General features: G+C 44.8%; 16 protein-coding genes. 2 read left to right on the plus strand and 14 right to left on the minus strand.

What is annotated here, in order from left to right; translation table 11 throughout:
• Positions 1-63: 63 nt before the first annotated feature.
• The 14 genes from PY364_RS26080 to PY364_RS26145 form a co-directional block, all read right to left on the minus strand.
• The gene (locus tag PY364_RS26080; protein ID WP_275570623.1) at positions 64-603 is read right to left on the minus strand and encodes a hypothetical protein; all 540 of its coding nucleotides are present in this window, start codon (positions 601-603) and stop codon (positions 64-66) included.
• A gap of 533 nt (positions 604-1,136) precedes the next feature.
• On the minus strand, positions 1,137-1,346 hold the full coding sequence (locus PY364_RS26085) for a hypothetical protein (RefSeq protein WP_275570624.1): 210 nt from the start codon (positions 1,344-1,346) through the stop codon (positions 1,137-1,139).
• A 1,856-nt stretch (positions 1,347-3,202) separates the two neighbouring features.
• A complete protein-coding gene (locus PY364_RS26090; protein WP_275570625.1) occupies positions 3,203-3,376 on the minus strand; it encodes a hypothetical protein in 174 nt (57 codons plus the stop codon).
• Between the two features lie 149 nt (positions 3,377-3,525).
• Positions 3,526-4,200: a lytic transglycosylase domain-containing protein gene (locus PY364_RS26095; RefSeq protein ID WP_275570626.1), complete on the minus strand. Its 675-nt coding sequence runs from the start codon at positions 4,198-4,200 to the stop codon at positions 3,526-3,528.
• A complete protein-coding gene (locus PY364_RS26100; RefSeq protein WP_275570627.1) occupies positions 4,197-4,973 on the minus strand; it encodes a M23 family peptidase in 777 nt (258 codons plus the stop codon). The genes PY364_RS26095 and PY364_RS26100 overlap by 4 nt, the downstream gene beginning before the upstream one ends.
• The gene (locus PY364_RS26105; RefSeq protein ID WP_275570628.1) at positions 4,966-5,385 is read right to left on the minus strand and encodes a hypothetical protein; all 420 of its coding nucleotides are present in this window, start codon (positions 5,383-5,385) and stop codon (positions 4,966-4,968) included. The genes PY364_RS26100 and PY364_RS26105 overlap by 8 nt, the downstream gene beginning before the upstream one ends.
• Positions 5,386-5,436: 51 nt before the next feature.
• Positions 5,437-5,904, minus strand: coding sequence for a hypothetical protein (locus PY364_RS26110; protein WP_275570629.1), 468 nt, complete (start codon positions 5,902-5,904; stop codon positions 5,437-5,439).
• A gap of 72 nt (positions 5,905-5,976) precedes the next feature.
• Entirely contained in the window at positions 5,977-7,524 is a 1,548-nt protein-coding gene (locus tag PY364_RS26115) for a hypothetical protein (RefSeq protein WP_275570630.1), read from the minus strand.
• Positions 7,521-8,201, minus strand: coding sequence for a hypothetical protein (locus PY364_RS26120; RefSeq protein ID WP_275570631.1), 681 nt, complete (start codon positions 8,199-8,201; stop codon positions 7,521-7,523). The genes PY364_RS26115 and PY364_RS26120 overlap by 4 nt, the downstream gene beginning before the upstream one ends.
• Positions 8,202-8,204: 3 nt before the next feature.
• Complete coding sequence (locus PY364_RS26125) at positions 8,205-8,405, minus strand: hypothetical protein (RefSeq protein WP_275570632.1); 201 nt, start codon at positions 8,403-8,405, stop codon at positions 8,205-8,207.
• 26 nt (positions 8,406-8,431) lie between these two features.
• Positions 8,432-8,665: a hypothetical protein gene (locus tag PY364_RS26130; RefSeq protein ID WP_275570633.1), complete on the minus strand. Its 234-nt coding sequence runs from the start codon at positions 8,663-8,665 to the stop codon at positions 8,432-8,434.
• 172 nt (positions 8,666-8,837) lie between these two features.
• Complete coding sequence (locus PY364_RS26135; protein WP_275570634.1) at positions 8,838-9,437, minus strand: hypothetical protein; 600 nt, start codon at positions 9,435-9,437, stop codon at positions 8,838-8,840.
• On the minus strand, positions 9,406-9,801 hold the full coding sequence (locus PY364_RS26140; protein ID WP_275570635.1) for a hypothetical protein: 396 nt from the start codon (positions 9,799-9,801) through the stop codon (positions 9,406-9,408). Before PY364_RS26140 ends, PY364_RS26135 begins: the two co-directional genes overlap by 32 nt.
• Positions 9,802-9,825: 24 nt before the next feature.
• Positions 9,826-9,981, minus strand: a complete 156-nt coding sequence (locus PY364_RS26145) for a hypothetical protein (RefSeq protein WP_275570636.1) — start codon at positions 9,979-9,981, stop codon at positions 9,826-9,828.
• A gap of 104 nt (positions 9,982-10,085) precedes the next feature.
• On the opposite strand from PY364_RS26145, the gene PY364_RS26150 reads away from it, so the two are divergent.
• Complete coding sequence (locus PY364_RS26150; RefSeq protein ID WP_275570637.1) at positions 10,086-10,337, plus strand: hypothetical protein; 252 nt, start codon at positions 10,086-10,088, stop codon at positions 10,335-10,337.
• Positions 10,338-10,398: 61 nt separating this feature from the next.
• On the plus strand, positions 10,399-11,028 hold the full coding sequence (locus tag PY364_RS26155) for a hypothetical protein (protein WP_275570638.1): 630 nt from the start codon (positions 10,399-10,401) through the stop codon (positions 11,026-11,028).
• The last annotated feature ends 426 nt before the right edge of the window (positions 11,029-11,454 follow it).

Consider the following 11,454-nt stretch of genomic DNA (forward strand, 5'->3'; position numbering starts at 1 on the left):
GGTAAAAACCTCTATAAGTCATAAAAAAGCACTGCCTTCTGCGTAAATTATCAAAATTTAGCGTTATTTTTGAGAATTTTGGCTAGCGATTCTATCTGCTATTTGCAGCCAATCTTCATGAATCAAAACTTGCCGTTCTTGCGACAGTCCTTGTAATTCGCGCCGCTGTATTTTCAGGGGTTTTTCGCAAAAATTGCCCAAAGGTTTGAGATAAGCTCTATTTACCCAGCCAACTCGGAAATCAGGCGCACTTACAAACCCCCATCCTCTTCTACGACTACCTGCATCCAGATTTTGAGGGCTAGGACTATATTCACCGCCAATCTTTACCCACTGTCCTGTTGCATCTCGATCGCCCGTAACGACTTGCCAACCTTTAGGAACTAGCCCGATAACCGGGCCGTCGGGGGAAGAACGGATAGTCAGGGGATCTGTTTCAGTAACAACTTGAGCGAAGGGTCGAGGCTTGTTTCCGTAGGAACAATTTTGAGCCTGTAAAGTTGTTTGGGAGGGCGCCGCAGTGGTGGTTTTGACACCCAACAGAAATAACAGCGTTAAGCTCACAAAAAGCACAATTTGTTTCCAAACTTTTAAGGGATTCATAGAGCGTATAGCCTTTTTAAGATAAATGAAGTGCAATAGCACCATCAATTGCATTCTATATTATCTACCTGAGAAAGGCTATATTTGCCAGATTCTCGTCCGCACGGGTCAAATTTAGGAAAACCAAAGATTCAATAATGCTTGCGGAATAATTGCTTGAATATAACGCCGATTGCTGGCTGAATTAGTCCAGTTTTTGCAACGTATCCTGGATGCGGGTAAAGCAACGGTTTCTGGACGCGAGTGTGATCGCCACCAACACCCAAATTTGCGAGAAACTAAACCCAAACCAAAACCCCAACACCCCCGCCATGCCCAAAATCCCTGAGTGCGATCGCTGTCTCCTCTACGTCGGCAACCCACACCTCGTCTGTGCCGTGCATCCAACAGGTTCCAACGCGGACACTTGCCCGGACTTTCAAGAAAACCCCGACGCCGAGCCCGATGAACTGTGGGAACCCGAAGGGGCAAGCTACAACAACGGCGAATTGATTCTGCAACCGAGGCAACGGTGGATGCGGTGGATTAGAATATCATGAATTTTTCTGAGGAATCGGCACGGGGCAATTGATTTGAGCCGAATCCGCTGCCATTCGTTTAATAAGCTCAAAAGCAGCCGTGCAATCTCCTAATGCTCGGTGTCCGCCATTGAGGGGAACATACTGATAATCTTTGTGATAATAGCTCCAGTTTCCGGCCCATTGCGCTACCCATTCCATCAAACAATCAGAGCGCTTTGCCAACTTCAAAATCGGCAAAGTGTGAAGCCGACAGCAGTAATTTAAAATTTGGATATCGAAAGCAGAATTGTAGATTAATACTCGTTTATCTTTAAGAGCTGCAAGAGGTCAAAACTGCAAAAAAGGGATTTTTGAAACCACATTAAGGTTCGAGAGCGATTTTTTTTGGGGGCAATGCCCATATCTGAGGGCTGATGCCCAGCAGTACAACCTTGAGTTGATAGATGACGGGTTAATGGGGAGCCAGTGGTAGCGAATTACAGACTGATTCGGATATTCGAGTAAGGGCAGCGGAGTCGAGTCGCGAGTTGCAGTTGTTAAAGTCAAAACAATTCAAAGAAAGCATAGTGCAAGGGCTAGTCTAGTAATAGTAGCTATCGCCACAAACACCTAAAAACTATAGGATGGAGTGTCAAGGGGCTTAATTTTAGCCGATATTCAACTGTCCCAATCAATTCCACTGATGCGATGTTAGCCAAGTGTCTCAAAAGGCTTGGTTTTACCCGATCTCCAACTGTGCCGATTGCTCATACTATTGTGGCGACTTTTGTGGCAACACTGGTATAAGTTGCCCCCTTGCACAAGCATAGCGATCGCTTCCCTGAACTCTCAACTTAACCGGTCATGCTGGTTCAACGTTATGTAATGCCGCGTGAAAACTCATATTGCTAGGGCCTTAAACTTAGAGGCTCGTGGCTCACGCACTCTCTCTGAAATCAAGTACAACTGTGGCGTTAAGCGAACGCAATTGTCACTGCCTTCTCATTGCCTAGTTTAACAAGTTTCGCCGCATTTGCTTTGACTACAAAATTTCCTGGCTTGCCGAAGTAACGGTTAGAGCATTCTGGCAGCCCAAAAATATTGAGGCACTTCGCTTTTTTTGTACAAAAGTGCGGTAGCACTGCATTCAATAAAGCCAAACAAACTGAACTGCAACTCTTCCTAGAAAACGGCTACCGCCTTTGTTCCGATACATTAATATGCAATAGCTGAATGGTTAATAACAAGGCGGCTATTTTTAAAGCAACCTTAACATTCTATTCGATTAGTTCTGCTTGCTCAATTGTGAAAGTACAGCTTGCTCTAAATGGTACCACTTTTGAGCCTCTGCTACAATTGCTTAAATTGGGGAGTGTAGAGCTTGCTGTTAAATTGTTAAATTGATATTAAGTGTACCGGAACGATAAAAAACCTCAAATTTTACTTTTTTGGACTGAGTTTTCGTGAGTTTTTAGCTGTTTTTGGCTGTTTTTTCTGAGAATGTGCGAGTAAACTTGTGCATTCTCAGCTTAATTGTTAGCAGAATTTTGGGGCTTTTTAGCAGCAAAAACCGCATGAGAACTCAAACTTATGCAGGATAGGAAGCTTGCACAAAAAGCAAAGATTACTGGTAGCAATAGCAATGTTCAGCGATATATTTATACTAACAGAGAAAAAACTTCTCCAATAAAGAGGAGCGTTTGTATGGTAGAGCCACAACACGATCGCTATTGAACAAAAATTCAATTAGACGAACGATCGCCCTCGCAGTTTTAGCAGTTTTAGCAGAATCAAAAATTACTTTTCGATGCAGTATTTCAACGGATAACCTGAATATTGACTCTTCGTGGTTGGGTTGAGTCTGTTTGTTTATGCAAGTTCAGCTATAGTTGCTGCCAGAACTACTATCGGATAAGCTTTGATTCCAACTCCTTCGATCGCGCCAACTGAAACGATCACCAATGACTACCCGCAAATGCGGGGGAGCGAATAGGGAAAACAATTAGGTCAAATTGACCGGCAATCAATGCCAATCGCTTGTGATCGCGCCAACTGAAGCGAGCGCCAATCGCGGAGGGTTTGTGCAAGCAGGGGCGCTATTATTTATGAGCTTGCTGTTTTGATACTGAACTATAACGAAATCGCGCTAACCCGTGTTTCCCCTGCCACTTTCCATAAAAATCTGCAAAGCGCAAACAAGCGATCGCCCTACCAATAGAAACAAGTATATATTGTAGAGGCTGATTTTCTTCAATAGCAGAAATTTTCCTCAAATCTCAAACTAAGAACCGATATCCACCTCACCTCGAAACCAGAAGTAAGGTGTAGCAATAGCAATGTTCAGAGATATATTTATACTGATAGAGAAAAGTTGCAGCCAAGTTTCTGAAGTTTGTGCAGCGATCGCACAATTTTGTTGAACCTAAAGCCTTTCAGAAACAAGCGCTGTAATCTCAGATTTGGTAATTACCCCGTCGCGGTTACGATCAAACCCATTGTTTTGTCGATACTGAATTGTGCCGACGCGAAACAGCACGTAACTCTCGCTTGAACCCACGCAAGCTGGCCAAAGTACAGAGCAGTAAAAATCACCCAAGGTATTCAGCTTGCCTTTGTAGGGAATCAGATATTTTCGCACATAATCCAACTGCTGAATCTCAGTCATAGCAAGGAGTGCCGATGTCGAAGTTCCCAGTCGCCGCGCCGTAAATGGCATGAACTGAATTAATCCTGTAGCATTACTTAGGGGGTTTATCGCTTGATGGTTCAGCTTACTCTCAAAGTGCATAATTGCCATTAGGTGATTAGGGTCGCCCCCTAGTTCGTTAGCGATTTTAGTTACTTTTTGTAGGAACTCAGGGGATTTCTTACTCGACCATTTGGGCTCTAGTTTGCCAGAGTTCGCGATCGCAGTGATGGGATTTTGTCCGCTCGAAATAGCTGATGCTGCAACTCCAACAGCGTTAATAGTTTTTTGTACGGGTTCCGATCGCAGGACTGGTGGTACTAGAATATAAGCTCCCGTCAGCGCAACAACTCCCCAAGTAACCAGCCTAAAATCAAATTCATCCCGATGTTTAATTTTGTAAACTGTCATTGGCTTCCCCCTGGCAATTTACCTGTTAAAGTTTGATAAACATAGCCCGTTTGTGGAGCTATTTTCTCGCCATCAGTTCCACCTATCCGCTGCTGAAAATGCAGGTGCGGCCCAGTACCAGCCGTACCCGATTTAGCGATGATTGTCCCAACTTTCTGCAAACCGCTTTTGCACTCTCCAACTGGCAAATGTACGTAGTCGAAACTAACACCCCACTCTGGTACAGAGAAACTAGCAACCCAACCCCAGCGACCGTTAGACCAACACCGAACATTGACGCTTGAACCCAATGGCCCGATGGCATAGAGAGGCGTGTACATTGGCGTACCGATATCAGCGCCCCTGTGCATTGAACTGCAACCAGCGCAGGGAGAAGTACGGGGGCCGTAAGCAGACGTTACTGGGAATCCTGCGATATTTTGACTCCTGAGTGGTGAAGAAGCCCACGAGCCCGTGAATTTGGGAGGTGTTTTGGGGCCGTTGCTGGAAACAGTCGGGGCGTTAGTTGTTTGGCTTACCGTAGCAGGCTGTGTGTTGTTGTCGGCATTCGCTATCTGTGACTTTGACTGTCCTCCCCTAACCAGCACTCCAACTGAGTTCTGCAATATTTGGTTAAGCCCAGGTGCAAGAATAGCGATCGCCATCCCCGTAACAGCGATCGCGATCAGAAAATCCCCCCGGCGATAAGCTGTGTCCAAACTAACGGGGTTATGCTGATCGCCCGTTTCAGGAGAATAGACAATAGAAGATGTATCAACGGGAAACTCAAACATCGCTCACTATCTCCCGTTTATCAAATGTGTAACTCTTCAACTTCCCAGTGGATTCAAATTGCACAATTAGCTTTTTACTATTAGTTGCAATCCAACTGAATTTATCTAACTCAAACCCACAGCCAGCACCTAAAACTTGCTCGATTTCCGTTCTCGTTACTCCTGGTTTAAGCAACGGCTTGACTTTTGCATATTGGTCAACAGTGAAGGGTTTTTGATTGATACAACCTGTTGCAGTTTGAACTAGAACAGTTTTTACTTTCTCACCTGCTTGCTGCACTCGGTTCTGAGTTTCTGGCAACAAAGCCCAATCAAATTTTAAATATTGTCCAGCGCGGAGATTGAGAGTAAACCCTGTTGCCATTAGCAGCAGAGCCGCTGCGTTAGAGCGTCGTAATTTAATCCAAGCCATAGCTACAAAAAGAGGGGCCGGAAAAGCCCCTTCCTCCTCAAAGAGCGTAAATTAACGGTCGTATGAAGTCTGCACGGTTTGCAAAGCATCGCTGCGTTGAGTGCGGCGCAATTCTGCATTAGTTAACTGGCGGCTACCACCACTCCAAGATGCCAGAGTTGGAGTAACAGTTTGGTTAGCATAGTTAACAGTTTGCGTACCGAAACCACCACCCGCAGCCCAGCCAACTTGAGCAGGGTTAAAAAGGTCTGGAGACTTTGATGCTTGCTGTTTGGAAATCAAGGCATTCCAGACAAAACAAACTCCAAAGATTGAAATCCAAGCTAATCCGATAGTGACAGAAAGAGTGCGAATAGGCCATCTGCGTAATGCTTTTAGCCATAAGCAAATAGCATCATACGACACCCAAGGGTTAGTATTAGCGTCGTAATTAGGCACAACTACAACACGGGTAATCACCGTTGTCTCTGGATTCATTGAATAGGTTGGCGTAATTGGAATCGTTTGCATTTGACTCATAAATAAACCTCACTTTGGTTGACAGGGACAAGCCCAGTTTTTGTAGGGAATTGCACCCTACTACTCGCTTGGTTACGATTGGCTTTTGTCCAGAAATTCTGCAAAGTGAGCTATTAATGCTGCCGTTCCATGCTTGCGGATTAAGTAACAAAATACTGGCTTCCCCACCTCTGAATAGTGACGATTTGAGCCTGGTTGAGAACTTGTACATTTAAGAACTGTTCGCACAATCTCAGCAGGCTTCAAACTAGAATCTACGGCTCTATAGATTGCCTCCATAATTCCCTCTTCTGTCGTTTCTGGGTACAATTCCGAGAATCTAGAGGCATCTATAGATTGGCTGAGAGGCTTAGCTGACAACGACTCTGGAGATAGAGGCGCGATGGCGTGAATCTCAGCTTGTAGATTATTGTTGGGTGATAATCTACGAGAATCTATGAGATTGTTAATCTCATCATCTGTGCTTTCCGATACCCAATAATCCCATCTTTGTTGTGACATTTTAGGGAGGTTGGGCATATCAGTAATTGCTGAATCCCCAGTGTTTTCAGGTGTTAATTGTTTAGCTAATTCTGGGAACAACTGGTAAATGTAGTCAGCAGTCATCCAGTTTTGTAATTCAATCTGCTGCTCAATTGGAATGCCGTTTTTGTCTAGTTCCAGTCCCGAAAGGATTCCTCGCATCGCTGGCGCTAAGTCACCATAAGTACCGCGTTTGTTGAAAAGATGTAGCTCAACCATCCCCTCAATTTGCATCTGTTTTGCTCCACCTTTCCCACCTGCTAATGCTCCCAGTGTGTTGTTATGGCTCAGCAAAATTGGGTGCTCTTTGATTTTTCTGGTATCAGCTAGGATGGACTTAAGGAATCGCCCTGCTAAGTCTTCAGAGCAATTCTCGGCATATTGAGTCACCTCATCCCAGATAGCTGTGTAAGGCTTACCCGTTGGATTTTTAACTCGGTCATAGTATGCTGATAATCGCTGTTCTATCTGCTGATAATTGCAGTTTTGACCATAGATTTGGAAGTATTTAGCCCAATTATTAAGGTGAGCGTGAGGGTCATTTACCTCTGCTTTATGGTCACAGAAAATTACTCGTAACAGAGCGATAAAGTTAGCAGTTGTTGTTTTACTTGATGACTGCCCACCCCAAATTAATAACGGGCCCGGCTGCAACAAGCGGATTACCCATTCTGCCCCCGGTTGATTGAGTTGTTGCCATAGCTCTTGTTTGGAGTCTATTGATACTGTCTGCGGTTGTTCTGACATATTGTTGCTATTGCTATTGTTGTTGTTGCTGTTATGTGGTGATGAAGGGGAAAAGTTAGGGGTAATTGGTGGTTGGTTATTGCCTTCTTCTCTGGGCGGTAATTCAGAGTCCTCAGTCTCCAAAAGTCTCCACAAATTCCACCCACTAACCCCCGTCAATCCCAGAGATAAAAACAATCCGAAGTCTCGCCAAACGGGAGGCTTAGAGGTGGCGTGTAACGCTCCCGTAGCCTGCCATGCTGCAACATCCTGGGGAGTGAGTACATCTTCGGTTCTGGTGCTTTGGTATCCAATGACTAGGCTGCTAGCTAGTCCAGCACCAGCTAAACAAGCTCTGTGCCATTTCTTCATTGCCGACCTCCGTTAAGTTGCTGTTGACGGTTAAATTCTTGCTCTGCTTGCCGCTGTTCGCTAAGTTGATTTCCTGCTTGAGCCTCTGCGGTTTGCTGTTGATATACCTGCCTATCCGTTCTCATTTTGCGAATGGCGGCAACAAACAAATTAGGGCGAGTGTCTACGCTGTCAATTTGTCCGCTACGAGCTTGAGTAACGGCTTGATATCTAAATAATGCTCTTGCCATTCCTGAGTTATCAAGCTTGATTGCCGCATCATTCCATTCCCTCTCAATGCTGGTTTCAATGGTGTCCAAACAGCCATCTCTTGACATCCGATAGCAAGGGTGTTTTTTGTCAGCTCTAAACTTATCGACAGTTAGAGCCATTCTTTGAGCTTCAGCACGGATTAAACGGCTAGATTGCCCCATTTCACCTGAGTCATTACCATTGAGAAAAAGGTTGATTTGCTGCTGACTGGCAAGATAGTCTGAGTTAATTTGAGTTAATGCCCAACCCTCATTAAACTGGGCTACTGGTGCTACTTTGCGCTTTTCGGTGCTGCTATATCCCCAGATTGCGATCGCTATCATTGGTGGAATTGTAAAGGCAGCAATTACACCAGCTTTTATCAGTTGGTTTCTGACTTTGGGGGATAGGTTAAACTTTGGCTGCGGGGGTGAAGTGTTTTGCATAGCTTATTCCTCTTCAGATTTGGATTGAGGCAAAAATCTATTTCTAAATTTGCACCAAATTAATTCAACTCCCTCAACCCTCCGAAGGTACATTATCGGTTTATTAGGATCGTAATCAACTTCATCATCATCATCGTCAACTTCTTCTGCTTCAACCCAGTCACTGGGAGTTTTTGAGTTGTTGTCATTGGGATAAATAAACATTGTTTAGCCTCCTGATAAAGTAATTGTTAATGTTTTAATGGCTTGAGCTGAATTAGATTGGTAACTTGTAGCCATTGGGGGTAAATTTCTGAAGCATTCAATTGTTCAATCAATGTCTCCTCAATCTCAGAAATTGATAGTGGAGAATTGCTGAAAATCTCCGTATCTCCCTCACCGTCATCGTCTCGATAACTCACGGCGTATTTATGGGTGAAGTCATTTTCGTGAGGACGCAAGTTAAGTAAGCGTCTAAAAAACATTCTTTGACCTCCTAATAAAGCAACGTCATGGCTATTACGCGGTCAGCGTTGTTAATTGGGCTTACATCCATTAAAATTGAGAAAAGCTGAGCTAGTTTTTTGAGCATTGTTGTGTCCTGGTTTTGGGTTGCTTGTGCTGTTAATAATTGGCTTAGCAGCCATTCCAATCGGTCTAGCTGGCTGCTAAGTTCTGCATGATTTGATTCAGTTCCCAGTTGCTCGAAGCTCCTGTTTGCGAGGATTTCCAGTAACTCTCTGCGGGTGATTGTTGTTCCCCGAAAAAATCCTCACCTTCTAACTTTTCTGCCAAATTAGCCAAAGCCGCTTCGCGACGCTTCATGTCCGATTCAAAAATCACCTGACTGACAGCAAGTGAGGCATTTAACCGCCCTTGTTCCCGTGCCAAAACCTCAAGCACTCCCAACTCTTGACCGTCAGCGAAACTCTGTTGCAATCGGGTTTGAGCTTGATGGTTAAACTGCTCGTTTTCAGCCTGAATTGCTTGGGATAATTGCTGCTGTTTTATGCTGGCAATTGATTGATTTTGAGGTGGCGCTGCGGGTGCTGAGTCCTCTCTGATTTCCATCTCACCTATTGGTTCAGGAGCTTGTACAGGCTTGAGTTGTGGCGTGTTGTCAGTGGCTTTTAGCAGTTCTATTTGGCTCTCTGTTAAAGGTGCGTTGGAGCCAATTTTTAAGCCGTTTTGATTAGCTTTTTTGATGAGGTTTCCAACCGGAACATTAAGGGTTTTTGCTAGTTGCTTGAGTGTCATACTTTAAAACTTCCTTAAAGAATTGGGTGTGTGAGTAAAGGGTTTGATTGCTTGAGAGGTGCGATCGCAAATCATCCAAAGTCGGTTTTGGTACGGCGGCCATCCACCGCTTGACCTTGAGCAAGCACCACATTTGGTGAGGATTCCAAGGTGCGCGGGCTTCCCAGAGCGATTCACCTGTGTTTTGGTCTGTCGAGTAATCGTTAACGGACTCAAGCAGAATTAAGTCCCACCCGTAGGCAGTTACCCGGCTAACTTTGAGTTTTGCTTGCACAAACTCTGACCTCAGCCATCCCTGCTCTGTACGTGATTGCTTCGCCTTAAACTGCCTTGCTGTATAGGGTTCGGCGGTTGCGGTGAACATAGTTGCGCTGTACGTGATTCGTGTTCAGTGATGTGCGTTCAGTGGCTCTGACTTTAAAAAAGCCACCGGACTATTGATTTGTAAAGGTTCTGAAAGTCTTGCTGTATGGACGTTTTGAGCGTTGGGCAACCGCTTGGGATATCGCTGTGTGCGTTTTATGCTGTTGGCTTTTGCGTCCATAGGTGTTATGTTAGCAGACAAGTTGCGAAGTAGCAACTTATAAACTTTGCTAAGTTGCTCTTTTTTTGGCAAAACGATAACTATGGAACAATGGAGGTGATAAGTTGATAAAGATATCTTTTGCTACTATGTCCGCGAAAAAAGAGAGTCCAGAGTATGCCGCCTTACGGGGGCATATACCAAGGGATTTGTATAAGAGGTTTAAAATTTTTTGCCTTGAGCGCGGCATCGACAACAGCCAAGGTTTAGAAGAATTGCTCACTGAATATTTTCAGAATTTTGATGCCGCGCTCTCTGGGGGTGATGTTTCCGCCACGCCGATAACTCCGATGGAAACCAAAACCCCCGTCAGCTAAAGCCAAGCGAGTCTAGTTGATGTCTAGCAACTGTCTAGTTATTTAAGGAGATGAAATTTTCGTGACTGAATTAGTTAAGGCCACCCGCACCCCAGTTGTACTGGGTTATTTAGAAATCGACGGCTTCATGCTGCCTGACGGTTCGTATCGGATGTCTTTAACTCAAGCTGGTGAATGCGTAGGCAAAACCGCTCAAGGCGTTTCAAACTTTTTGAGTTCAAAGACCCTCAAGCGCTTACTGGGAGAAGCTGGAGGCGTTTCAAACTTTTTACCCGAAGGTGCTGTTGAGGCGCTCTCTGACGATGGTTATACCGCCGATATTTTTTTAGTGGATATCGGAGAAAGTGGGGGGCAAGGGCAAACTCGCATCAGAGGACTCCCCTTGGAAATTGTTTCCTTGTACTGGCAGTGGGAAAGCTTTCGGGGCAACAAGCAAGCGTTTATTCTGTCTACGGCGTTGGTAATTGAATCTTTAGAACGCCGTTTTGATGCCGCTTTTGAGATTACCCGCAGTGAGCCTGAGCGCAATGTGATTCTAATCGAGCGCATCCAGCAGCTCGAACGCGATATCAGTGAGGCGTTCTGGATTGAGGATGAAGTCAGAATCGAGCGCGACCACTACGAGCGCCTACTCAGGGAAAACGGTATCGACCCCTGGGGGATTCCGGGAGGGGGTGATGAGTCGGGTTAACAGTCAGAATTTAATTTCTTGCCTAAGCTTGTTGCCAATGCCGAGAGGTTTTTGCCATGTTAAACACGGTAAAGAATACTTGCAAAAATGTTTTTATTTTTCGTTGTTGCTTGGCTACGCAAAAACTGGTTTAACAGGTTGCGTTCAGAGGCTCCAAATAAACTACAAGCTTTACAGGCAGAGGGTTTAACAGGTTGCGTTCAGCCTCGCTGAGTTGTTCGCAGAGGGTCGGGCGTATAACCTTTACCCAGCAAGGCTTTTATCACTCTTGAATCCCTCAAGCGTCGGACGTAGATTTCGGCTCTCCCGTACCTGTGGTGATAAGCACGGCTTATTTAAATAAGCAAGCTAATAACTTTTCTCGTAAATAATCAAAGGTCTTAAAGCCATAGCTTTGTCTAATAATCAACTTAATCTTGTTATTAA

Origin of the sequence: Kamptonema sp. UHCC 0994, from assembly GCF_029167235.1 — a bacterium.
In the GTDB taxonomy this organism is placed as follows: domain Bacteria; phylum Cyanobacteriota; class Cyanobacteriia; order Cyanobacteriales; family Microcoleaceae; genus Kamptonema.